25 protein-coding genes and 1 tRNA gene are annotated in these 24,772 nt (G+C 36.0%); 19 read left to right on the top strand and 7 right to left on the bottom strand.

Annotated features, from left to right (window positions below):
* Positions 1-29 precede the first annotated feature (29 nt).
* Together AAGU07_RS15555 and AAGU07_RS15560 are read left to right on the top strand one after the other, a co-directional pair.
* Positions 30-365 carry a heavy metal-binding domain-containing protein gene (locus tag AAGU07_RS15555; protein ID WP_342459998.1) on the top strand — a complete coding sequence of 112 codons (336 nt, stop codon included), beginning with the start codon at positions 30-32 and terminating at the stop codon, positions 363-365.
* Positions 366-378: 13 nt separating this feature from the next.
* Positions 379-1,128: a hypothetical protein gene (locus AAGU07_RS15560; RefSeq protein WP_342459999.1), complete on the top strand. Its 750-nt coding sequence runs from the start codon at positions 379-381 to the stop codon at positions 1,126-1,128.
* 463 nt (positions 1,129-1,591) lie between these two features.
* On the opposite strand, the gene AAGU07_RS15565 is transcribed toward AAGU07_RS15560, so the two are convergent.
* Positions 1,592-2,533: a transcriptional regulator gene (locus AAGU07_RS15565; RefSeq protein ID WP_342460000.1), complete on the bottom strand. Its 942-nt coding sequence runs from the start codon at positions 2,531-2,533 to the stop codon at positions 1,592-1,594.
* Positions 2,534-2,583: 50 nt separating this feature from the next.
* Here AAGU07_RS15565 and AAGU07_RS15570 point away from each other — a divergent pair, with 50 nt between their 5' ends.
* A complete protein-coding gene (locus AAGU07_RS15570; protein WP_342460001.1) occupies positions 2,584-3,834 on the top strand; it encodes a tRNA(Ile)(2)-agmatinylcytidine synthase in 1,251 nt (416 codons plus the stop codon).
* A 26-nt stretch (positions 3,835-3,860) separates the two neighbouring features.
* Here the strand turns inward: AAGU07_RS15570 and AAGU07_RS15575 are convergent, their stop codons facing one another.
* The gene (locus AAGU07_RS15575; protein ID WP_342460002.1) at positions 3,861-4,307 is read right to left on the bottom strand and encodes a response regulator; all 447 of its coding nucleotides are present in this window, start codon (positions 4,305-4,307) and stop codon (positions 3,861-3,863) included.
* 468 nt (positions 4,308-4,775) lie between these two features.
* Here AAGU07_RS15575 and AAGU07_RS15580 point away from each other — a divergent pair, with 468 nt between their 5' ends.
* The 16 genes from AAGU07_RS15580 (at position 4,776) to AAGU07_RS15655 (ending at position 18,828) form a co-directional block, all read left to right on the top strand.
* The gene (locus tag AAGU07_RS15580; protein WP_342460003.1) at positions 4,776-6,092 is read left to right on the top strand and encodes an MmgE/PrpD family protein; all 1,317 of its coding nucleotides are present in this window, start codon (positions 4,776-4,778) and stop codon (positions 6,090-6,092) included.
* A gap of 59 nt (positions 6,093-6,151) precedes the next feature.
* A complete protein-coding gene (locus AAGU07_RS15585) occupies positions 6,152-7,051 on the top strand; it encodes a peptidase (RefSeq protein ID WP_342460067.1) in 900 nt (299 codons plus the stop codon).
* A gap of 70 nt (positions 7,052-7,121) precedes the next feature.
* Positions 7,122-7,982, top strand: a complete 861-nt coding sequence (locus tag AAGU07_RS15590) for a fumarate hydratase (protein WP_342460004.1) — start codon at positions 7,122-7,124, stop codon at positions 7,980-7,982.
* 6 nt (positions 7,983-7,988) lie between these two features.
* The gene (locus AAGU07_RS15595) at positions 7,989-8,810 is read left to right on the top strand and encodes a citryl-CoA lyase (protein ID WP_342460005.1); all 822 of its coding nucleotides are present in this window, start codon (positions 7,989-7,991) and stop codon (positions 8,808-8,810) included.
* A gap of 104 nt (positions 8,811-8,914) precedes the next feature.
* The gene (gene ahaH, locus AAGU07_RS15600) at positions 8,915-9,229 is read left to right on the top strand and encodes an ATP synthase archaeal subunit H (protein ID WP_069583869.1); all 315 of its coding nucleotides are present in this window, start codon (positions 8,915-8,917) and stop codon (positions 9,227-9,229) included.
* A 33-nt stretch (positions 9,230-9,262) separates the two neighbouring features.
* Complete coding sequence (locus tag AAGU07_RS15605) at positions 9,263-11,263, top strand: V-type ATP synthase subunit I (protein ID WP_342460006.1); 2,001 nt, start codon at positions 9,263-9,265, stop codon at positions 11,261-11,263.
* Positions 11,264-11,749 carry a V-type ATP synthase subunit K gene (locus AAGU07_RS15610; protein ID WP_342460007.1) on the top strand — a complete coding sequence of 162 codons (486 nt, stop codon included), beginning with the start codon at positions 11,264-11,266 and terminating at the stop codon, positions 11,747-11,749.
* A 31-nt stretch (positions 11,750-11,780) separates the two neighbouring features.
* A complete protein-coding gene (locus tag AAGU07_RS15615) occupies positions 11,781-12,404 on the top strand; it encodes a V-type proton ATPase subunit E (RefSeq protein WP_342460008.1) in 624 nt (207 codons plus the stop codon).
* Positions 12,405-12,419: 15 nt separating this feature from the next.
* Positions 12,420-13,577: a V-type ATP synthase subunit C gene (locus AAGU07_RS15620; protein WP_342460009.1), complete on the top strand. Its 1,158-nt coding sequence runs from the start codon at positions 12,420-12,422 to the stop codon at positions 13,575-13,577.
* Complete coding sequence (locus AAGU07_RS15625; RefSeq protein ID WP_342460010.1) at positions 13,574-13,894, top strand: V-type ATP synthase subunit F; 321 nt, start codon at positions 13,574-13,576, stop codon at positions 13,892-13,894. Before AAGU07_RS15620 ends, AAGU07_RS15625 begins: the two co-directional genes overlap by 4 nt.
* Positions 13,891-15,642, top strand: a complete 1,752-nt coding sequence (locus tag AAGU07_RS15630; protein ID WP_342460011.1) for an ATP synthase subunit A — start codon at positions 13,891-13,893, stop codon at positions 15,640-15,642. The genes AAGU07_RS15625 and AAGU07_RS15630 overlap by 4 nt, the downstream gene beginning before the upstream one ends.
* A gap of 2 nt (positions 15,643-15,644) precedes the next feature.
* Positions 15,645-17,036, top strand: a complete 1,392-nt coding sequence (locus AAGU07_RS15635) for an ATP synthase subunit B (protein WP_048082984.1) — start codon at positions 15,645-15,647, stop codon at positions 17,034-17,036.
* 32 nt (positions 17,037-17,068) lie between these two features.
* Complete coding sequence (locus AAGU07_RS15640; RefSeq protein ID WP_342460012.1) at positions 17,069-17,707, top strand: V-type ATP synthase subunit D; 639 nt, start codon at positions 17,069-17,071, stop codon at positions 17,705-17,707.
* 1 nt (position 17,708) lies between these two features.
* Positions 17,709-18,101 (top strand): DUF22 domain-containing protein, encoded by a 393-nt coding sequence (locus tag AAGU07_RS15645; protein WP_342460013.1) that lies wholly within the window; start codon positions 17,709-17,711, stop codon positions 18,099-18,101.
* A 145-nt stretch (positions 18,102-18,246) separates the two neighbouring features.
* On the top strand, positions 18,247-18,651 hold the full coding sequence (locus AAGU07_RS15650) for a DUF61 family protein (protein ID WP_342460014.1): 405 nt from the start codon (positions 18,247-18,249) through the stop codon (positions 18,649-18,651).
* A 27-nt stretch (positions 18,652-18,678) separates the two neighbouring features.
* Positions 18,679-18,828, top strand: coding sequence for a hypothetical protein (locus tag AAGU07_RS15655; protein WP_169740462.1), 150 nt, complete (start codon positions 18,679-18,681; stop codon positions 18,826-18,828).
* Between the two features lie 113 nt (positions 18,829-18,941).
* Here the strand turns inward: AAGU07_RS15655 and AAGU07_RS15660 are convergent, their stop codons facing one another.
* From AAGU07_RS15660 to AAGU07_RS15680, 5 genes are all read right to left on the bottom strand, one after another.
* On the bottom strand, positions 18,942-20,099 hold the full coding sequence (locus tag AAGU07_RS15660) for an ATP-grasp domain-containing protein (RefSeq protein WP_342460015.1): 1,158 nt from the start codon (positions 20,097-20,099) through the stop codon (positions 18,942-18,944).
* 29 nt (positions 20,100-20,128) lie between these two features.
* Positions 20,129-20,200 (bottom strand) — tRNA-Gln (locus AAGU07_RS15665).
* A gap of 431 nt (positions 20,201-20,631) precedes the next feature.
* On the bottom strand, positions 20,632-21,291 hold the full coding sequence (locus tag AAGU07_RS15670; RefSeq protein WP_342460016.1) for a CRISPR-associated protein Cas4: 660 nt from the start codon (positions 21,289-21,291) through the stop codon (positions 20,632-20,634).
* Positions 21,292-21,580: 289 nt separating this feature from the next.
* Entirely contained in the window at positions 21,581-23,917 is a 2,337-nt protein-coding gene (locus tag AAGU07_RS15675; RefSeq protein WP_342460017.1) for a DEAD/DEAH box helicase, read from the bottom strand.
* A 39-nt stretch (positions 23,918-23,956) separates the two neighbouring features.
* Positions 23,957-24,583 (bottom strand): hypothetical protein, encoded by a 627-nt coding sequence (locus AAGU07_RS15680; protein WP_342460018.1) that lies wholly within the window; start codon positions 24,581-24,583, stop codon positions 23,957-23,959.
* Between the last annotated feature and the right edge of the window lie 189 nt (positions 24,584-24,772).

Genomic DNA, 24,772 nt, shown 5'->3' on the forward strand with positions numbered 1-24,772 from the left:
TTAGTTCACTGTTAGAGGGAGGCAAAAATATGGATGTAAATGAATTCATTGTGGTAAGTTCAAACCACGTACCTGGATACAAAGCTGTTAAAACTCACGGTTTCGTATATGGACTGACTGTAAGAAGTAGAGGTCTTGGCGGACAAATAGGTGCAGGACTGCGTTCCATGTTTGGTGGGGAAATAAAAGAATATGTTAAAATGATGGAAGATACAAGAGATGAAGCTTTACATAGAATGGTACGTCACGCGCAATCAATGGGAGCTAATGCTGTAATAAGCGTGCGTTTTGATTCAAATGACATTTCAGACGTGATGCAGGAAATTTTAGCCTATGGAACTGCAGTAACAGTGGAAAAGGAGTAAATTTGGGATAAAAATGTTTGAGGGAACTATTACAATCAACGACAGGGAAATACCAAGAACTCTTCTTGGGACTTCCCCATTTATAGGAGCAGCTCATTTTGGGCACAGATCTAGACTTTACCAGTTAGACCTTTATGACAAACCAGAAAACATACTTAAAATACTTAAGAAATCATATGAACTTGGAATTACTGGTATTCAGCTTATACCTTATGAACCTGTAGTAAAAGCCCTTAACTGGGCCGCGGATGAAGGTTATGATTTTAATATTGTTGGAACTGTAAGACAGGACTGTGAAAATGAAGATATAGAATTTCTAACCCAACTTGGAGCAAGCACTGTGATTCTTCATGATTCAGCCGCTGATAGTTTAAATTACGATTTTTTAGCCGAAAAACTTGAAGATATCAAAGAGACAGGGGCGGTTCCAGGACTTACAACACGCAAGCCTTTCAATACAACAAAAAATCTTTTAGAATCACCCATACTGGACTTATTTGATATTTACATGGTCCCTGTAAATAAACTAGGGTATCTAATGGATACTGACGCTTTTATAGCTAAAGAACGTGCTGAATTTAGGGATATTATTATTAAATTAGATAAAACAATCATTGCAATGCAGACTATGGCTGCGGGGATACTTACTCCTAGCGATGCTTTCGATTTCCTGAAAACATTGGATTATGTTGATTTAATGACTGTGGGAATTGCCTCCGAAGCTGAAGCTGAAGAGACATTTGGTCTGCTTAAAAACAAGTAGCCCTAAAAATTTTATTTTTTTGTTTGGGTTTTAAAATAATTGAGTTCTTACAGAAGAATATAAGATTTTGATTAATTTTTGAAATTTTAGAGAATCCACTTTTGATTCTCAATTTCCGAGCCCTCAAACACTTTGTGTTTGGGGCATCGAAACTGTCGAAATCTTTGATTTCGGTGCAGCAAATCAGAGATTTGCATGCTTAAGTTTCGATAGCTCAAAAATTTCTTATTTTTGAGCGAGCAATTTCAATTGTCTTGGAATCTTTAAGAATTAAATAAAAAAAATTAAAATAAGAATTTTTTGGAATTAAAAAATAATTAAAATATAGAATTCATTTTGATTCTCGATCTCCGCAGCGAAAAACAAAGTTTTTCGTGAGGACTTTTTGATAAAACCGGCGAATCTTCGATTCGCGGCCCGAAAAATCTCTGATTTTTCGACGGATTTTTCTAGGAAAATTTTTTTAGTTACATTCTTCTTTCCGTTCTCTGATGATCTTCAAGAATTCACCGCGGCTTTCCATTTCACTCATTTCCCAGCTGTGAACGGCTGGGACACCTTCAATACAGCTTAAAGGTTTTTTATTCTTTAAGATGAATACTGCATCTGTTCCAGTTACACCTGCAAGGTCTTTAACATTTACCGCCATTTTTTTCAGAATCTTTTGGTTCCTGTTTTTTTCCATATTGGTTATCATGGCGATCTTTTCTTTTAATTGAGGGTCACTGGTTGTGAGTGCGTCGAAAGGAGTCTTGCTGGTTGGAATAATTCCAAAACCTAATTTAATTAATTCTTTTGGTGTTTTTTCTGTGATGACCTCTTTTTCGGCTTCTGGAACTTTAAAGAGATCAACTGAAAGTGTGATTTTCATGTTTAAAATAGTTTCAAGAGTTATCACAGTTTCAGGGGATGCCCTAACCTGTCCACGTTCATACTTATATATGGTTTCACGTGAAACGTGGGCTTTATCTGCTAGTTCTTTGAGGGAAAGGTTTTCTCTTTCTCTAGCTTCTTTAACAGCATCGCCATCTATCTGAACGAAGTATCCTCCACGGTCTGCAAATACTTCAGGATAGATTTCTTCTGTAATCATGTTTCGTAGAGTTTCAGGAGCAATTACAGGTATTCCATGTCTTTCATAGACAACATCCTCTTCCAAATATTCATATTTAGATTTTAATCCCACAACTAAAGGAGATGCTAGAAAAGTGCTTGCTAACTTCTTTATTTCCTCTGCCTGCTGCCCTGTAAAAGAATCTATATTGATTAAAACTTTAAGTAATAGCAGCAACAATCTTTTTCGAGCGACCATATCAAAACAACTTCTATCATATATGTGAGAAGTTTCAAAATTATGGTTTGCCAAAAGTTCGTTTATTTCTCTTAAGATATGATCCCTTTGCATTTCGATCACCGAATTAGATCTATGTAATTGTATATTGTCAGGTGAATTTTATGTTTATTGGTATAGATGATACAGACTCCAAAGATGGAATGTGCACCACTTTTATATGTAGTGTTATAATTGATGAACTTAAACATTTTGGTTTTAACATCCTTGGCTATCCTCGTTTAATACGTTTAAATCCGTTTGCAAGGTTTAGAACGCGTGGAAATGGGGGTTTATCATTCAGGTTAAGTGTTGAATCAGAAGAAGATATTAAAAAAGTTAAGGAAATAGTTTTAAAAAAGGTAGAAGAACTCTCAGAACTTCAAGATGAAAGAACCAATCCAGGCGTAGTATTTTATCAAGGTGAAATCACTGCCGAGCTTCGATCTTATTCCATGAGAGTCATAAGGAATATAATAACTATTGAAGAAGCTGAAGAATTTGCAAACAAAATAGGTGCTGAAATTTTCAAATTTAAAAAAGGCAGAGGTATAATTGGTGCGCTTGCAGCTATAGGATGCCCCGATACAGATAAAACCTATGAATTACTTGCCTATAGAGTGCCTCAAAATTATGGAAAAGAAAGACGGATCGATCATGAATCTGTTTGTCAGATGAACAAAGCAACTTACCCTGAGACTTTCGATAATTTAGATATTGACAACTGCTATGTTGCAATTGAACCTCATACACCCTGCCCTATCTTATATGGAATACGCGGCGAAAGCCCAGATGCTGTCTTAAATGCAGGCAAAATGGTAAAAGTTTATGAAGAAATTGCAGAAGCCAGAGTATTTGAAACAAACCAGCATACAGATATGCATCTTATACAAATCAATAAAATTTCCGACATGGAGAAGCTCAAATGCTACATCATAGAAGGAACTGTTAAAGACTTCCCTTACACTAGAGAAGGGGGCCATGTTATATTTACTTTAAAAGATGCATCTGGCGAAATTCCATGTGCTGCCTATGAGCCCACCAAAGAGTTTAGAGATATTGTACGGGAATTAGCCCCTGGCGATAAAGTAAGGGTATACGGCGGAATTGGAGAGAAAGGAACATTGAACATAGAAAAGTTCGAGATTCTAGAAATTGCAAAGATTTATGAAACTAAAAACCCCCTTTGTGAATGTGGAAAACGTATGAAATCTGCAGGAAATGGAAAAGGTTATAAATGCCCTAAATGCGGTACGAAATTAAGGGACGGTACTAAAGATACCATTGAAGTAAAAAGGAATATTAAAAAAGGATTCTATGAAGTACCTCCTTCTGCAAGGAGACATTTAAGTAAACCGCTTGTAAGAATGATATAATTCATTTTTACCCTTTAAAGGTTTATTTAAATTTCCATTTCACCAGGCAGTCTTGCCCAATTAATCCAGAAATCCCCTAGAGAGTCAGAAAACTTGATAAATGAATTATAGTCACTTGGTTTGACAATGAACGCATTTGCATGATAGTGATATGCACATAACATATCTCTTTCATTTCGGGACGCTGAAATGATTATCACTGGGATTAATTTGAGATGATCATTTGTTTTAACTTTTTTTAAAACATCAAAACCTCCAGTTGGAGGTATATTAATATCAAGCAATATTATATCCGGTTTAGGGACCTTAGCATATTTTTCCTGACGATTTAAGAAATTATTGGCTTCGCTGCTATTTTTAACTGAATAAAATTCATTTTGAAAGTTTGATTCTTTAAATGCTTCTTTAAAGAGGCGAATATCTGCCGGATTATCCTCAACTAATAATATTTTAGTAAATTCAAGATCAGACATATCATCACTTTCTCAGTTTATTTAAGTTACAGAACAATATACGAACATCATATCATCTTATTATTCTTAAGTTGACTTAATTGTCATACTCAAATTAATTCAATCATCTACTGTCCGCATTCTGGCTTAATATTTGTATTTTATCCTATAAAAAGTTATTCCAAATATGATTGTCTATGAATATTATCACACCCTTTTCTGGTTCAAATGCATATAATATCACAATATATAGAAGTAGTGAATTGGATAAGAACCAATGTAGAATTGAATCTAACTATTCAAAGTAATATTAATCTATTAATTTATATTATCTGATGGATCCAGATCATTTTTTGTCACCTGCTATAATTTATTTATCTAATTTTAATCCATATTAACACATGATTTTTTAATTTACGTGTTTTTACAGATTATATGATTAGCAAACTGATCAAAAAGTTTATCTTATGAACCTAGAATTTACGATCAATGATAACCGGAAAATTTACAGATTTTATTACTGGAACTCACCGTAAAAAAGTCCCTAAACAAGCCATAGATCAGGCAAAACTCTGTTTTTTAGACTTTTTAGGGGTAACCCTCAGGGGATCTAAAACCAGAAGCTCAATTGCAATAAATAATATTGTAAAAGAAGGCAGTGAATCAACTATCATTGGCCATAAAAAAGCCAATATTCTTGATTCTGCTCTTGCAAATGGGATAGCTGCACACTGCCTTGATTTAGATGACGGACACAGATTTGCCCAGATGCACCCAGGAGCCTGTGTTATACCTGCAGCATTGTCAACATGTGAAGCCTCTAACAAAAATGGAAAAGAATTTATAAAATCAATCATTGCAGGTTATGAAGTTGCAATCTCCCTTGGAATTCTTGTAAACCCCGAACATAGAAATAAAGGATTTCACAGTACCGGGACCTGTGGAACGTTTGGAGCTGCGGCTGCTGCATGCTACGCACTAAACCTTGACAAAAAAGAGACATTAAATGCCCTTGGACTTGCAGGAACTCAGGCAGCCGGTCTTTTAGAATCAGGCCATTCTGGATCAATGGGAAAACATCTGCATGCAGGGAAAGCTGCACAATCCGGTGTTTTATCAGCGCTTCTTGCAAAAGAGGGATTTACCGGCGCTTCCTCAATCATCGATGGAAAAGAAGGGTTTATATCCTCAATGGTAAATTGTGGTATTAAGAATAAGAAACTGGAAATAGGAAATTTCCATATTCAGGATGTATATTTCAAAAAATACCCAGTATGCAGACATTTACATTCTACAATTGATGCCACTTTCTGTATTTTAAATAAAAACAGTATCAAAACAGATGATATACAAAAAATAATCGTTAAGACATATAAAATTGCTGCAAACCATGATAATTATGATCCAAAAACAAAAGAAGCTATAAGGCAAAGTTTACCTGTAAGTCTTGCAATAGCAGTGCGAAATGGAAATTTAAGTCTTGATGACTTGAAAACAGATGATGAAATAGCAAAAATTTCCAGTAAAATTGTCACTGAATGTGATGAGAATCTGGATGAATCATACCCTTATAAAAGATCATCAAACGTAATAATCCAAACTGAAGATCACTCCTACAGTGAATGTGTTGATTTACCAAAAGGAGAACCAGAAAACCAGTTTACCTTGAATGAATTAATGGACAAATTCATCGAGTTGAATCCAGAAATATCTGCTGATATCTTAGAAATAATAGATGATTTAGAAAATTATAACATGAAAGAATTGATGATGGTACTGGATAATGAATTTAAAATGACTAAATAAAATATTCAAATTTAAAATTAATAAATTACGCTAATAAAGACAAAAAGGATTAAGTGATAGTGATGCAGACTAAAGAGTTTCTTAAAACTATTGGAATAGAAAATAATAATTTGAGAGTATCAAAAAAGAGGTTTCCAGATGGTTCACAGTACAGGTTCGAAGTTCCAGGGATTCAGAAACCCGGCGCAATGGCTGCCCTTATTGACGCTACAGATAAATATGATGTTGAAATCCACAGGGTAACCCAGACTAAAGGGATAATGCTCCTTACAGATTATGAAATAGAACAGATGATAGACATCGCCCAAGATGCAAATGTAGAACTTTTCTTAAGCGTTGGGCCGCGTGCAACCTATGATACAAGTGCATCTGCAAAAACAAAAGAAGGCATGAGAATTGGTTACCGTTTAAGGGGATATGACAACCTTGTATATGCAATAGAAGATGTTAAAAGAGCAGTAGATCTAGGAGTTAGAGGAATCGTAGTTTATGATGAGGGACTTCTCTGGACACTTGGAAAAATGAGGGATGAAGGCGAACTCCCAAAGGATACTCATTTTAAAGTATCTGCCCACACAGGACATGGAAACCCTGCTTCTGCAAAGTTACTGCAAGAACTTGGAGCGGATTCATTTAATCCAGTAAGAGATCTGCAGATACCCATGATCGCATCAATAAGGAATGCAATTGACATTTCTATCGATCTCCATACAGAAAATCCCCAGTCATCAGGTGGATTTATAAGACACTACGAAGTCCCTGATATAATAAAATATGCAGCGCCAGTTTATCTCAAAACAGGTGGAGCAGTAGCTGGACATCATGGATGGGACACAACAGAAACTCAAGCTGCAGAACGTATAAGACAGGTTTCACTTGTTCAAGATATGATAAATAGATATTATGACGATGCAGTAATGTCCGGGAAAGGTGCATCAGACTTAGCAATCCCGAAATAGTTTTAGATTATCTAAAATTTAAAGTATATACTCAATTATCTAAAAATTGTACTTAGGAAGTGTTTATTGGATGGAAATAGTTAATTTAATCAGAGATGCAGTAATTGAAGCAAGTACAACTTTCAGGAAGGATCAGTTTGATGCTTATAAAAGAGCAGTGGACATGGAACCTAATGAAAACACTTCCTGGATGCTCGAATTACTCATAAAAAATGCTGAAATAGCAAATAAAAATAAAGTTCCCCTTTGTGATGATACAGGTATTCCACATGTTTTAGTGGAAATTGGAGAAAATGTGAGCCTACCTGCAAATTTCTTCGAAGATATAAAACTTGGAATAGAAAAAGGCCTTACTGAACTCCCTGCAAGACCTATGGCCGTACGGGGCAATGGTATTGAACGGATAGAGCAGAGCAAAGGACTGTATACTGATCCTGGAAAACTCACCCCTCCACCATTTATACTTGATAAAACTGAAGCAGATGGTGTGAATATTCATGTTTTAATGTTAGGTGGAGGCCCCGAGATTAGGGCAAGCACATATAGAGTTTTCCATAAGAGGGATAATAGAAAAGTATTTAATGAAGTTAAAACATGGATGAAATCAGAGGTCAAAATGCTTGGGTGCACACCATGCATCCCCGCTGTAGGCATTGGTAGAACTCATTTTGAAGCTTCGTCATTGATGATAAAATCAATGGCATACGGAAATTTAAACGAACAATCCAAAATAGAAGAGGAAATAACAGAATCCATAAATAGTTCTAAAGTAGGGGCACTTGGAATTGGCGGTTCTGTAACTGCACTCGGATCTTTTGTTAAAATAGGTCCACAAAGGGCAAGCGGTGTTAGAATTTTATCTATGAGGCCCTGCTGCTGCGTGGAACCACGGAGATCGTCAGTATTCCTCCATTCCTCAATTCTGGAGTGATATATCATGGCAATTGGAAGAGAAACAATAGAAAACCTACTTAAACTTGGTAATCCCAAATGGAAGACCAGCATAACAAGCGTTGAACCAAATAAACTTAAAACTAGAGGATACCCACAGGAGGACCTTATAGGAAATATATCTTTTCCTGAAATGGTTTATTTGCTCATAAAAGGAGAATTACCACCCGAAAGTGAATCAAAAATGTTTGAGGCAGTCTTAACTTCCTTTTGTGATCATAGTGTAACACCCCCAAGTACTCAGGCTGCAAGAATTATTGCATCTACAGGATCTCCAATGCACGCCTGTGTTTCAGGTGGGCTTTTGGCCTTTGGGAAACACCATGCAGGAGCCATAGAGAATGCCATGAAAACACTTCAAGAAGGCGTTAAACGATCACATGGAGACATAGAAGCAACTGCCAGAGAAATGGTAGATGAATTTTTAGAAAGTGGAGATAAAATACCTGGTTTCGGCCACAGATACCACAATGAAGATCCAAGGGCTCGCAAACTTATAGAACTTGCCAAAGAATACGGATGTTCAGGAATACACACTGAGCTTGCACTTACAATTCAAAGTATTCTTTTAGAAGAAAAAGGAATTAGAATGAATATCGACGGGGCCAATGCAGGCATATTGTCAGATATGGGTTTCGATTGGACTATTGGGACTGGAATATTCATGATTGGGAGACTTCCCGCCCTTGTTGCACATATATATGAAGAACAAACCAGAGAAGCTCCTTTCAGAAAATTATTCGACACAGAAGAGATTTACTATGACGGCATTGATGAACGCAGGATAATAAAAGAGGATGAAAAGTAACATACTCCTTTATATATTCATTTATAAAGAAATTCCTTGGAAAATTAAATAGTAAAAGATAAATATAACTGAAAATAGAGTTTTGTTCATCATGGTGATTCAAAATGATGTCGATATCTGAAGCTATTACGACAATTAAAAAGGCAGAAAATGATGCCGATAAACTAATAGAGGATGCAAAGCAAAGATCCTCTAAAATGAAAGAAGAAGCGAAAGAAAAAGCAGAGGTGCTTATTAAAAAAGCTAAAGACGAAGCTCATGAAGAAACTGGTGATATAATCTTTAAAGCAGAAGATGAAGCTAAAAAAGAAACTCTCCAAATATCAAAAGAAGCTGACGAGAAAATAAATAAAACTAAAAATCAGGCTGCAGGTAAAGTTGATGAAGCTGTAGACGTTATAGTTAAAAATATACTATAGGCCTATTCTCGTTAGTTAAAAAAAAGTGATAATATGTTTAAGCCAGCGAGAATGAAAAAGCTTAAAATACTCACTTTAGATGCCTATTCTAATTCTGTGGTAAGTGCTCTTCATGAAGAAGAGATAGTTCAAATACATGATATTTCCGAACGCATTCAACAGGATGCAGAATGGAAACAAATTTTAAAACCATCAAAGGCCACGGCCTACACGGGTAAACTATCTTCACTTCAAATGAAGACTACTGGAATTGTTGATTTTTTGAAATCCGCAGAACGAAAAGAAGGTGGCATTCTTAAGAGTATTATAGGCTTTATAAACCCAAAAGTACCCGAGAAAAGAGAAGTCGAAGACTTAGGCTCTGAAGCTCTAATTGAGCATGCAGAATCTATTCTAGGGGAAGTAGAAGGGCAAACAAAAACAATTGAAAATAAAATAAATGTTCTTGATTCAGAAAAAAATGAGCTTAACAACGCTCTTAACATTGCAACTAAACTTCAAAATATTGATATTGATTTCAGTGATTTAGAAGATACAAATTATACTTCTGCAATAGCTGGAAAAATGCCAAGTGCTCAATTTGAAGAATTCAAAAAAGAAGCAGCTTCCATAACAGACCAGATCGTGATTTTAGAGCAAGATGCCGAAGAAGATACAAAGATCTTAATCGTCGTTACTTTAAAAGAATATGGTAGTAAAGTTTCATCTCTTCTAAGGAGATTCGAATTTGAGTTGTATAATACTTCCGGACTTTCCGGAAAACCGGCTGCCATAATTTCAAGTGCAGAATCTAGAATCAATGAAATTGATAATGAAAAAGCACAATTAATGAATGAACTTGCAGATATTGCGGGAAAATGGAAAGATGATCTTCTAGTATTAAAAGAGCAGCTCGATATTGAAAAAAATAGAAATGAGATATTTTCTTTCTTTGGAGAAACAAATAAAACTTTAATGTTAGAAGCATGGGTTCCAGTTAAAAAGGTAGATAAAGCTGTTGAAATTATTAAGGAATCCAGTGAAGGTTATTCCATCATTGAAGTAACCGATCCTGAAGAAGGAGATGACATTCCAATTCATCTGGATAACCCTCGTTTTGCCAAACCATACGAAATGTTCATACATATGTACTCACCGCCAGGTTATAAGGAAATAGACCCCACAATATTTCTTGCATTGATGTTCCCATTTTTCTTTGGGTTCTGTCTTACAGATGCAGGTTACGGTATTGCCGATGCCCTAATTGGTATAGTTCTAATTCTCGGACTTGGAAAAGTAAATAAAATGATGCGTAACATGGGTATTATCCTTGTTACAGGTGGTATATGGGCCGTTATACTTGGTACAATTACAAATAGTTTCCTTGGAGATATATATGGTAAATTCATCATAGGAAATGGTGCACCTTTCCCTGGAACTATAGCACTAGTTGATGCGTTTAAGAATCCTACAAGTATATTGATTATGGCCATAACAACTGGTATAATCTACATAATTATAGGGCTAATAATTGGTGCTCGTAACAATATAGTAGCAGGAAAACGTAAAGAAGCTTTAGGAGAACAAATATCATGGCTAATAATATTTTTAGGCATTGGTCTTGCAGCTCCAGCTTATTTATATGGTCTGGGTTCAATTTTACTATACTCCGGAGGAGCTCTTGCTGTTATAGGTATTATCATGTATCTATATGTTAATGGACCATTTGGAATCATGGACCTTATGGGAATGGTTGGAAATATCCTTTCATTCGCAAGGTTACTTGCTCTTGGTCTTGCAACCGGTGGAATAGCCATGACTGTGAACATTTTTGTCCAGTTGGTAAGTGGAATTCCGTACATTGGAATCATACTTGCAATAGGAATATTTTTAGTTGGACACATCGGTAACGGTGCATTCCAGACTTTCGGAGGTATTATTAACGCTCTCCGTTTACATTATGTTGAATTTTTTGGTCAGTTTTACATTGGCGGAAGTCAAAAATTCCGGGCTTTCCGTACAAAAAGAAAAATTACTAAGTTAGGAGGTAAATAAATGGTAGTAGAAATAGGTAGCGCACTCGTAGCAATAGGTGCTGGAGTAGCTATAGGTTTTGCTGGATTAGGATCAGGTTTAGGACAAGGTATTGCAGCTGCAGGAGGTGTAGGTGCTGTAGCAGAAGATAAGGGTATGTTTGCTCAAGGGCTTATCTTTTCAGTACTGGCAGAGACTCAGGCTATATACGGTCTTTTAATTGCTATACTATTAATGTTAGGTGCCGGATTAATTGGTGGAGGCACAAAAAATGTCAGCGTTGCTATGGGATTAGCAGCAGTAGGTGCAGGTGCAGCTATTGGATTTGCTGGCCTTGGTTCTGGTATCGGTCAGGGTATCACTGGAGCATCATCTGTAGGTGCAGTAGTAGAAGACAAAGATATGTTTGCTCAGGGCCTTATCTTCGCAGTATTATCAGAGACTCAGGCTATATACGGTCTTTTAATTGCTATATTGATAATGTTAGGTGCTTCCTTACTAGGTTAAGTATTCGGCAGAATACATGGAGGATAATTAAATGAACTCTGGGGCAGATAAAATTGTCTCAAGCATAATTTCTGATGCGCAAAGTAAGGCTGATGTTATAATCCAAGAAGCTGAAAGAGAAACTGCTCTTATTGTTGAAGAAGGAGAAAAAGAAGCAGTTTTAGAAAAAGAAAAAATCCTGGAAAATGCCAATAAACAGTCCGCAATGAAATATCAACAGCTCATCTCTGAAGCTAAAATGAACTCCAGAAGAGCAGAGCTTGAGGCAAGAGAAGAAATAATAGAAGGTGCATTTAAACGTGCCGAAGATGAACTAAAGAAAATTGCATCTACTGATAGTGATGAATACAAAGAATCCCTTAAAAAAATCATAGAAGAAGCTTCTATTGAAATTGGTGGGGGAGACTTAATATTATCCTTAAAAGCAGATGACGTTGCCAAAGTCAAGGATGCAATTTCATCACTTGAAAAAAATATTAAAGGAAAAACTGGCACTAAAACAACCTTAGAGATTGGAGAAAACATAGCTACCATTGGGGGAGCTGTTGTAAAAACCAAAAATGGAGATATTGAAGTTAACAATACAATCGAAGCTAGAATGCTGAGGTTCAAAAAAGCTCTACGATCAGAGGTTGCAAAAATATTATTTAAATAATAAGGGGGAAAAATCATGGCAGATGGTATCATATCAATAGTAGCTCAAATGGGTTTTCCCTCTATTGATCCTCTTTTAGGTCTTTTAGCACTGGTAGGGTTAATTGTTGGAGCTATAGTGATAGTGGTAGTCATACGACCATTGTTAGATATTTTTCCATATGCTTACCCTAATGCACGAGTAAGAGCAAGAACAGGAAAAATTCTTACAGAAAAACAATTAACAGAAATTATCGAATCAAATGACTTAACAGAAGTGACAAATTATCTTAGAGGACTTCCAGATTATGCAAAATACATAGATCAGTATCCTCTAGAAAAAGCCCTTGATACGCATCTTGCAGATAATTATGAAACATTAACCAAAATAGTCCCAAAGGATATTAAACCTATTTTTAGTGTTTTACTCCAAAAATGGGATATAAGGAATGTAAAAAGCATAATTGCTGCAAAAGAAGCAGATCTATCCAGAGACGAAACTGTAAATCTTATAGTTCCATTTGGAGAGTTAAAAGACTCACTGGATAAACTTTTAGATGCAAAAAATATTACTGAAATTATCAACAGTCTTGAAGGGACAGCATATGCACATGTTCTTGACGAAGCATTACCTGCATATCAAAAAACAGGCATGCTTTTACCTTTAGAAGCTTCACTTGATAAATTCTTCCTTGAAAACTTATTAACTGCTGCATCAAATCCTTCTGATGAAAGCGCAAGGGCTTTACATTCATATATAGGAACACAAATTGACGCAGCTAACCTAAGTGTTATTTTAAGGGCAAAAGCTGAAGGTCTAAAGTATGACGATATACAACCTTATATTGTTTCAGATGGTTATCAAATTAGGGAATGGAAATTAAAAGACCTGATGGAATCTGAAAGTGTAGGAAATGTTGTAAGCAGCCTGGACGGAACTGAATATGCACAAATTCTTACTGATGCTTTACCAGAATATACCAAAACAGGTTCTGTAGCACCACTGGAAGCAGCTTTAGACGAAAAAGTCAGACAAACTGCAAAAGCATTATCAGTTAAAATACCTTTCGGAATAGGACCAATTGTAGGCTTCTTAAACAAGAAAGAAAAAGAGATACGAAACTTAAAAGTCATAACTCGTGCAAAAAGAGAAATTGGATTCTCTAACTCAAAAATTAAGGAGTTACTAGTATGAAATCAAGTATAGCAGTGATCGCAGATCCAGACACAGTTACTGGCTTTAAACTCGGAGGTATTAAAACCGGATATCCTGTTGAGGATATGAAAGAAGCCAAAACACGTCTAGAAGAACTTTTCAAACAGGATTTCTCAATTATTATAACCACTGAAAAAATTGGGGATGAGTTAAGAGAAACAATTGATAAACTCACAGGAACAAGCACATTACCTATGATAATCGAAGTACCTGATAAAACAGGGCCAGCTGAAAGGGCCACTGATCCTATTAGGGAACTTATCAAACGAGTAATTGGGGTTGAGATGGTAAAATGATTACAGGAAGGATAATTAAAATAGCAGGTCCCGTTATTGTTGGAGACGGCATGAAGGGAACCCAGATGAATGAGATGGTTAGAGTCGGTGAAGAAGGACTTATCGGTGAGATAATCGAACTGGAAGGCGACACAGCAACCATTCAGGTTTATGAAGAAACTGCTGGTATTAAACCAGGGGAACAAATTGAAAGTACAGGAGGACCACTCTCCGTAGAATTAGGTCCGGGAATTCTCACATCGATTTACGATGGAATTCAAAGGCCGCTTGAAAGCATTAAAGCTCTTACTGGAGACTACATTGAAAGAGGTGTAGATGTTCCAGCATTACCTAAAGACAAAAAATGGAAATTTGTCCCAAAAGTAAGCGCAGGAGCACAAGTAAAAGGCGGAGATGTCATTGGTGAAGTTCAGGAAACTTCTTCCATAGTCCACAAGATTATGATCCCTCCAAAAACAGAAGGTACTATAAAAAGTATCGTAAGTGAAGGAGAATATACAATAGTAGACGACATAGCTGAAGTAGAAACATCAGCTGGCGTTGAAAAAGTACAGATGGTACAGAAATGGCCCGTAAGGGTTGGAAGACCATACAAAGCAAAACTTGACCCAGATATACCACTGGTAACTGGTCAAAGAGCACAGGACACATTCTTCACAGTTGCAAAAGGTGGAACAGCAGCTATGCCGGGTCCATTCGGTTCAGGTAAAACTGTTACACAGCAGCAGCTTGCAAAATGGGCTGACGCAGACATCGTTGTATACATAGGATGTGGAGAACGTGGAAACGAAATGACAGAGGTTCTAACCGAGTTCCCAGAACTTGAAGACCCAAAAACAGGAAAACCACTTATGGACAGAACAGTCCTTATCGCAAACACATCAAACATGCCTGTGGCTGCAAGGGAAGCATCTGTATACACAGGAATTACCATTGCAGAATACTTCAGAGACATGGGATACGATGTAGCTCTTATGGCTGACTCAACATCAAGATGGGCAGAAGCTATGAGGGAAATTTCAGGAAGGCTCGAAGAGATGCCTGGTGAAGAAGGATACCCAGCTTACCTCGCATCAAAACTTGCTCAGTTCTACGAAAGAGCAGGAAGAGTAACCACAGTAGGTACAGAAGATAAAGTAGCATCATTAACAGTAGTCGGTGCAGTATCACCTCCTGGTGGGGACCTTTCAGAGCCTGTAACTCAAAACACTTTACGTATATCAAAAGTGTTCTGGGCGCTTGACTCATCACTTGCAGACAAACGTCACTTCCCTTCAATTGACTGGCTGCAAAGTTACTCATTATATGTAGACAGCATCGCAGGATGGTGGAACACCAACGTAGGTGAAGATTGGAGAGAATTAAGGGATGAAGCAATGCTTTTACTCCAGAAAGAATCCGAACTTCAGGAAATCGTTCAGCTCGTAGGTCCTGATGCATTACCTGATAAGGAAAGAGTTACCTTAGAAACCACAAGGATGTTAAGGGAAGATTTCCTCCAGCAGAACGCGTTCCACGAAATAGACACTTACTGTGCACCAGCAAAACAATATGGAATGCTTAAAACCATAGTCATGTTCCAGGAACACGCTACCGCAGCTCTTGAACGTGGCGCAGCATCCAACGAGATCATTGCACTCAGCGTAAAAGAGGACATCGGTAGAATGAAGTACATACCTGAAGCAGAGTTTGAAGCTGAGATTAAAGCAATTCAGGATAAGGTAATTAAACAAACTAGTGAGGTATGAAAATGGATTTAAATATCAAAACAAGGGAATATACAACCGTTTCTGAAGTTTCAGGACCTCTCATGATTGTAGAAGGTGTTGAAGATGTGGGCTACAACGAAATAGTAGACATAATAACACCTGCAGGGGACGCCAGAAGAGGACAGGTTCTCGAGGTACGTGAAGGCTTTGCGGTTGTACAGGTATTTGAAGGTACAAGCGACCTTAACACAGCAACAACCAAAGTAAGGTTCACAGGTGAAACAGCAAGATTAGGTGTTTCCCTTGACATGTTAGGAAGAGTTTTCGGAGGTACTGGAAAACCTATAGACGGCGGTCCAGAGATCATCCCAGATAAAGAACTCGATATTAACGGAAACCCAATGAACCCAACTGCAAGGGAATTCCCAGCAGAATTTATACAAACTGGTATCTCAACCATAGATGGAACAAACACCCTTGTTAGAGGGCAGAAACTCCCTATATTTTCAGGATCTGGATTACCTCACAACGACCTTGCAGCACAGATTGCAAGACACGCTAAGGTAGTAGGGGAAGAAACTGAATTTGCAGTTGTATTTGCTGCTATGGGAATTACCCACGAAGAAGCAAACTTCTTTATGAGAGATTTCGAAAGAACCGGAGCTCTCGAAAGAGTTACAGTTTTCATGAACCTTGCAGACGACCCTGCAACTGAAAGGATCATCACACCAAGGATGGCACTTACAACAGCAGAATACTTTGCTTTTGAAAAAGGAATGCACGTTCTCGTTATCTTAACTGATATGACCAACTACTGTGAAGCATTAAGGGAAATTTCAGCTGCACGTGAAGAGGTTCCAGGAAGACGTGGATACCCAGGTTACATGTACACTGACCTTGCTTCACTCTATGAAAGGGCAGGTCGTATGGAAGGTAAAGAAGGTTCAATTACCCAGATGCCAATTCTTGTTATGCCTCAAGATGATATTACTCACCCAATTCCTGACCTGACAGGTTACATTACCGAAGGACAGATTGTATTAAGCAGAGATCTTTACAGGAAAGGTATTTACCCTCCAGTAGATGTACTCCCATCACTTTCAAGATTGATGAGTGGTGGAATTGGTGAAGGAAGAACAAGAGAAGACCACAGTGGTGTATCAGACCAGCTGTATTCAGCATATTCTGAAGGTCGTGACTTAAGAGACCTTATGGCTGTTGTTGGTGAAGAAGCACTTACAGAACGTGACCGAAAATATCTCGCATTTGCAGATGAATTCGAGAACAAGTTCGTAACAGAAACCAAAGATGAAGACAGAACCATCGAAGAAACACTCACCATTGGTTGGGAACTTCTAAGTTTACTTCCTGAAGCCGAACTTAAGAGGGTTAAAGCAGAGCATATTCCAAAATATCACCCTGCACATAAATAACCTCCTTTTATTTATTTTTAGAGGGATAAAAAATGGCACAAGAAATGTTAGAAGGAGTTAATCCAACAAGGATGGAACTTCTTAAACTTAAGGACCGTGAAAAGCTCGCAGTTAAAGGGCATGGTCTCCTTAAAGAGAAAAGAAATGCGCTCATAATGGAATTTTTCAACATACTGGAACGTGTAAAAGGTTCCAGAGATGAAGTTGAGAAAAAAATGGCAGAAGCATTTGAAGATCTCACAACTGCCCAAATTGTTATGGGAGACTTAGCTGTTAAAAAAGCTGCTGTGTCTGTTAAAGAATCCGTAAAAGTAGATATCGACTCACGGAGTGTAATGGGTGTTGTAGTGCCTATACTTGAAGCTGAAACTTCACAAAGAAACATGGTTCAAAGAGGTTACGGGTTTATGGATACCTCTGCTAAACTAGATGAAGCAGCGAGGAAGTTCGAAGAATCCATCAATTTAATACTTGAACTTGCAGAGATCGAAAAAACCATAGTACTTCTTGCAGAAGAGATAGAAGCAACAAAAAGAAGGGTAAATGCGCTAGAGCACATAATCATTCCAAGGGTAGAAAATACAGTCAAGTACATTGAAATGCGGCTTGAAGAAATGGAAAGAGAAAACTTCGTAAGGTTGAAAATGATTAAAAAGGCCATGGAGTCATAAAATGGGAGCGATTAGAGTATTAAATCGAGTAGATGAGGTTAAAGAAGAGCTTAAAGATGAAGAACTTCACGCATTAGGCGATTTTAAAGTAGGGAACATTGTGGGTAAACTACGCGCAGTAATAGCTGATGAAGACACTGATATTAAAGCTAATGAAGCCAAGTCAATAAAGATTAAAAAGATCAATATCCCTAAAAACTATATAACCTTTTTATCAGCCTATGCAGCAAACAGGTACGGCCATACAGTTGCAGTAGGAGAAGAAGTTTATCTTCCTATGGGCATGAAAAGAACAGTTGACCATGCTTCATTTCTTGCAAACCTCGATGGTACTATAAAAAAAGATGACTTACTTGGAGTTTTAGTTCTTCTCCCTGTAGAGATGATTAAATAAACTCCCCTACTATTTTTTTTATTTAAATTATTTAAAAAAATAAATTAGGGTTATCCCTATCGTTAAATTTATATTAACAATAATATTTCAATGTTTTAGGTTATTTTTATAAAATTTATATGAGTGAAATAGATAGAATTAATAGATGAAAAAATTAGATCACTCAGATAATGTCCTTAAAAAACAGGTAATAAGTTTAAACCGGCATCTTCCAAGACGTCGAAAAACATTAGCAGAGCTTTTGAGAGAAGAACGGCCCCATGTATTAGGTGCAGATGGTACAAGACACCGGTTTAAAAATGCAGAACTTAAAAAAATTGCCAGTATAATTGATAAAGAAGACTATAAAAAATTAAAACTTCCTATTTATATTGAAATTGAGTCATTAACCTCTGGAGCAAAAATTGCCGGAGACATTGAATCAAGCATTATTTGCAAAATATTAAAGATAGATCCATGTAAACGTGAACTTTTTATATATAGACCTCAAATAAAGGAACTTAGGATTGAGTTTCCAACAACTACACAGTACATCTTTCTTGTAAGATAATCAAATTAATACAGTCAAGGTGATCAAATGAGTATAGACCCCATAGAAGATATCATGGATGATCCAGATAAACGTGCAAAATTATTTTTAATACTCTCTGGAGCATCGATTGTAGTAACTATAATGATAGTAATAGGGACCTTAATCTTTATTCTACGTGTTTTAGGCCTATTTTAATGAGAGTTTAATTATAAATTACTAAATTATTTGTAAAATTAAAAGTAATTGATAAGTAGCGAGTAAAAACTACTTATCTTCTCCAAAATATAATGAAACGCTATTTTTAAATATCACACACTAACATTTCTGGCCAGTATTTTTTCAGGGAAAGGTTCAAGCTCATTATAAACTCTTTCAACCAGCCTTTCTGCTTTATAAATGGCCTTTTCAAGATTTTCATCTGATGCTATAACTGTTGCAGCAGGTTCATCTTTTTCAATGATAACATTTCGCTCAGGAATATCATATACGCCCTCAAAATCTAGATTTCCCGCAATACAGCGTCTTTTTGCAAAAATAACCATCTTAACAGCGAATTTATTTGGTTCAGGTATTTCAATTATTGTACCGCTGCATGCTTTAATATGGGCATCCACCATGTTAATTCCAAACACCTCCTCAGCACACTCAAATGTACCCTGAAATCTTGGATTAACTTCGATAACATAAATATCTTCTCCAGTATGGATCATATCTACCCCATTTGATCCTAAAAGGGATAATTCTATTATAGCATCTTCTGCTGTTTTTTTAACCTGCACGTCATCAGTAAATGGAACTACATTTCCACAGTATGCAAATTCATCAGGCTGTCCAAGTCCATCTTCTCCAAGTATCTGCCTGCTTGTAAAAATTGCTTTAGCTTCGTTCTTTGTTGATAAAACTGATGCGCTTACATTTTGGCCTTCGATAAACTCTTGAAGCATCATACCTCTAAAATCAGTATTTTCATTTGTTTCTTCAAACCTTCTGATGCCCTTGCCCCCAGCCCCAAAGATAGGCTTTACAATGAATTTTTTATCTTCTTTGCTCTTCACTATTTCAGCTGCTTCACTGTAAGAAGATACTAAAAAAGTTTCTGGGACGTTGAATTTATCTTTGAGTAAATTATAAAGGTTATATTTATTTTCGATATGTGCAATTTTTTTGTTCCCTACTACTTTTGATTCTGGAAATTTATCCGGCATTGCTCCTGCACTGAATAGAATACAGTCTACATCATCAACAACTTCATTTGCATAATTTTCAAGAAGTTTAGGATCAAACCTCTCGATATAGTACCCACAGGATTCATAAGGAATTTGGTTTAATATGCATCTTAAATAATCAGAACATTTTACAAGGTCACTTGTACAAAAATAATCTACAGAATAGATGGTATTTCCCATCTTTTTTGCAGAGCAAGCCACAGGTCGCGAATTTGTACCTACAACAAGAATGTTTTTCATAAAAACTACCTCTTGTGTTTTAAAAGGAATAGTCCCGAGCGGAGTCGAACCGCCGTCGCCGGTTCCAAAGACCAGCAGGATTACCACTACCCCACGGGACTAACTAAAATAAACAGATTATCTGCGCCGTGGCATTTCAGTTATTTACTGTTTGTCATATTTAAAGTTATCGCTTATATATTCAAACAACAAACTAACTTATTTCGAGCTTCATTGTATTTAAATGTATCTTTAATGCCATCGGAGTATCCTATATTTTTATTTAACTTTAATACAGGATTAACAGATAATTTGCTTATTTTAAATTCCTTATAGTATTACAATATTGCTATTTTTTATGCATGATTACATATAACCTTTATGGAAAATTAACCGCGAAAAAGTTATTATAAGTTTAAAAATAAAAATCTCTTCCCTAAACCGGTTCTTAATTTTATAATTCCCAAGAGTTGCATAATTACAATCAAAAAATAGTATTGATTAATTTATTTACAGCAGAAACCATTAAAAACATGTTGTTTTGCCGTCATCTTCATACTCTTCTATCACATATCTTATTGAATCTACATTTTCTGCATTTATTAGGATTATCCGTGGAATTAAATTCTGTATTTCCAGATATCAAATCATGTACATGACCTATAAGGCTAATTATGCTCTTTTCAGCTTTCGCGTCAAAATAAGATGCCCAGAATATATTATCAGTTCCCCTCTCACGGAGAGATGCTACAATCTGCCTGTCTTCTTCGATCATATCTTTAAATGCCAGGCAGTACCCATAAACCTGATTTATACTTGAATAATAAGGTATAGTGCCAGGTTTGTCATCGATTATTATAAATTCATCAGGAGTCATCCATATTTCATCTATAAACCCCCGAATTCCATAATTAGCTGAAACTACTGGAAATTCACGCGATAAAAGCTCCCCTGTTTTTGAGGATTCCAGCATCTCGTCAAATGTTGCCGGTACTGCTTCTTCTTTAAAGTTTTCCTCCAAAATAGCGTGCTCTTTTACCCCCTTAACCATAGCTGCCGTAGGTGCAGTTTTAATCTGGCGAACGTTCTCAAGAAAAATACCATATTCACAGTAGCCCTGCTTGTTTAACCAGCTAATAGGGAAGTTAGTCTTATTCTCGATTATTTTAACTTGAGATACAGTGGGATGGGGAATTGAATCTGGAAATGACATTTATTATGCTCCTAATATATTTTAGAAGATTTTGCCTAATTCCATACTAGTACAAACATTGATGCAGAAGGTTCAGGAGACTATTTCAAAAATATATTCAAATTTAAACATTTAAAATATTTTTATCTCACTAAATTCAAAATCTTCTTAAATAATATTATTAGAAGTTAAAGGAATTATATAAAAACTGTCTTTTCTCCCTACTTTAATCAATGATCCTCAAGTCACAAGGTTATGCCTAATTTTTATCTAATATTCAATGTGAAAAATTAAAAATAACTGGCGCTACCTATATATGGAACAGATTATTTAGTCCTTCCCAGTGCCATTCACCATCTCTATCCCAACCCGTTGCAACATTAGGAACATATCTCACTGCATTATTAAAGAAATAACCATCTTTTAATGAATTTAAACCAACAAGTAAAAGCAGCCCCTGAGGCCTGCTGAATGCCACAAAGTACTGCCTTATAAGATCATCAAACGCTCTATCAAGCGCGTCTCGTTTGGGTATTCCCAGCTTAGAAAATTTCCTCATGTTATCCTCCAATGTACATGACTTTCCAGGGGTTCCAGGAAACCTTTTAAATGCATGGTTTGCATAATTCATTTTAAAATCAGAACCCACGTCCACTATAACAATAGGAAACTCCAGACCTTTAGACTGGTGAATTGACATTATATTTATCCCGTTTTCAGGCAAATTCTCAAGAATATCCAGATCAAGGTTTATAGCGCCTAATGCAATAGGTACAAATATATTCCACATTGCCTCTATTACTGAATCTTGATCTAGATCCCTATTTCTTCCATTTAATATTATATTTGATTTAAAATCGCTGAATAAACTGGTCTGTGTAATGGTTTTAATAATAATCTCCAGATAAACAAGGCCTTCCTCATCTAATATTTCAGGTATCCATTTAACCATTTTATAAATAAGTTCAATCAGAGGCACTTCTGTTTTATTCTCTTTTATTTGAAAATAGCTTCTCCAAGTATCTATAAAAGCATTTATTTCTTTAGATTTATCTTCGTTAGTATCTATGTATTTTAAAGCTTTAGACCTCCAGATTTTAAACCTGAATACTGCATTTCGAGGTAACCTACCAAAAGTATTCTGGATTTTACATTCAGGATCTATACATTCCAGAAGTATTCCGCACAATATTTCAATAACTGGTATTCTACCCAAGCTCTGCCCGCGGGGATTAAAAACAGGTATTTGAGGATTATTTTTATTTAATTCATCTTTAAGGAGTATTGGAAGTCTTGGATTACCTTTAAAATCTAGTTCAAGGGGAGAACTACATAAAAATGCTATATCTGAAGGAGATCCTTCTTTCTCATCAATTTTAATTTTAAATGAGTTATTTTTATAATCTAAATTAACTTCATTGCCATGAGTGATTTCACGTATGAACTCAGCTAGGTTTGCTGCAAGGGTATTAATATCATCCCTAAACATTCCAAGAACTGGAACATTAAGCGGATTTTCTAAGCTGGGTGAAATGGATCTTTTACCTGCTGCACGTGCATTCTGGAACTCTTTATCAATCTGTATGAATTCATTGCAAAAATCAACTATATGCCCTGTGGACCTGTAATTTTTAGACAGGTTTACAAAAAGAGGATTTATTCCAATATGACTATTTAACCTACTTCCAAAATCCGTGAAAAGATCCACAGTGGCTCCTCTGAACCTGTAAAGTGACTGGTCATCATCACCAACAACAATGATACTGCCTTTATTTTTGATTGCTGTCTCTGCAATTTTAAGATAGATGGTTTCTTGAAGTAGGTTTGTATCTTGATATTCATCCACTAAAACTATTTTGATATTTTTTAAACCTTTTAATCTGTCAGTCTGGAGTTTTCTTAAAAATTCATCCTCAAGCATTGAAAAATCAAGAAGATTCCTTTTTTCCAGGTCGCTGATATAATCCGATATTGCATCATAAGCTATTTTAGCTCCCCTATGTTCATAATCATCTATGAACTCCTTAAAATTAATTCTATCATGATAAATCCTATCTTTTATCTCAAGAAGTATCTGGCTCATCATTGAAACATTAAGTCTTGTTCTTGCACCGCGTATATGATTCAAAAACCCCTGTAGATCCTTATCTTTTTGACGATCATGATCAAGCAGTCCAACTTTTATCATAAGTGCATTAGCTACAAGATCTTCAATTATAGAAGGTGAAGAGCCCGAATAACTGCTTTTTAAAATATCTTCAGCTATACTATCCAGCGTGCCTGTAACTATTCTTTTAAAATCAAGTTTTTCAAGCAGAACCCGGATAGATGAATACTTTGGATTCTCCATTAAAGTTGATTTCAGTTCATTTCCCCATTCAACAGTCCTAAATTTTAATTGAGCAGCTGCTTTTCTTGTAAAAGTGGTTGCTAGAATTGAAGATGGTTTGATACCATCTACAAAAATAAATTTCAGTATTTTTAGGACCATTACTGTTGTTTTACCGCTTCCAGGACCGGCCACTATAAATAAAGAAGTATCATGAGAAGAAGTTATTGCATTATGCTGATCTTCATTTACCTCGATCCTTATGTCCCTTCCAAGCTTTTCCAGGACTATCTTTTCAAAATCAGAGTATTCAATCATGAAACCGCTCATTAAATAAAATTAAAAAATATTAAAAATTTATTCATCTTTGGACGCTAATTCCTTTTTTCCAAGGCGATTCTTTATCATGGACCAGAAATCTTTGTCTTCATCACCTTTATCTTCATCTGGCTTAATCTGTTCCTCAATAATGGTACTTTTATTTAAAACCAGATCATAATCTTCTTTTAATTTATTATATTCAATATCCCTGAGTTCCAATTGTTTAGCCAGCTCTTCAGCTTTAGTTTCTAATTCCTGGAGTTTTGAGGTATCCATTTTATACAATTTTGTAGCTTTGGTATGCTTGCTTAAAAGTTCCTTGTAGGATTTTGATAATTCACTGTGTTTCCATTCCAGATCTTTAAATTCTTTCTGGTATCTAAGTTCCAGTTCTTTAAATTCATTTTTATATCCTTCAATGCTCATTTCATATCCTTTAAGCTTGCTCAGGTACTCCTTAACTGCCCATGTATCTTCCACACCGAATAACTCTTTAAAGTATTTTTCAGGTATTATAAGCACTCCTTCTTTACATTCCAGGTTATCAGATCTTTTAAGGGGGATAAGATACTGATTATACTCATAAACCTTTTGTTTACCGCCCACTGTCTTTTTAGCTCTCTTTTTATAGCATTTTACAGAGGTCTTAATTAGCTGTACCATTTATTCACTACTCCAAACCGAAGTCTAAGGGAAAATTTAGAGTATAACGCTCTTCAAGTTGTTTTATAGTATGTTGAAAAAATCTAGGATTTTTTCACATGCAAAAACCAAAGCCGGCGAAAAATTGAAAATTTCACCGGCATGTAAAAAATCAAAGATTTTTTACGGTTGCGAAGTTCTACTTCGCAA

This window comes from Methanobacterium sp., assembly GCF_038562635.1.
Classification (GTDB): Archaea; Methanobacteriota; Methanobacteria; order Methanobacteriales; family Methanobacteriaceae; genus Methanobacterium_D.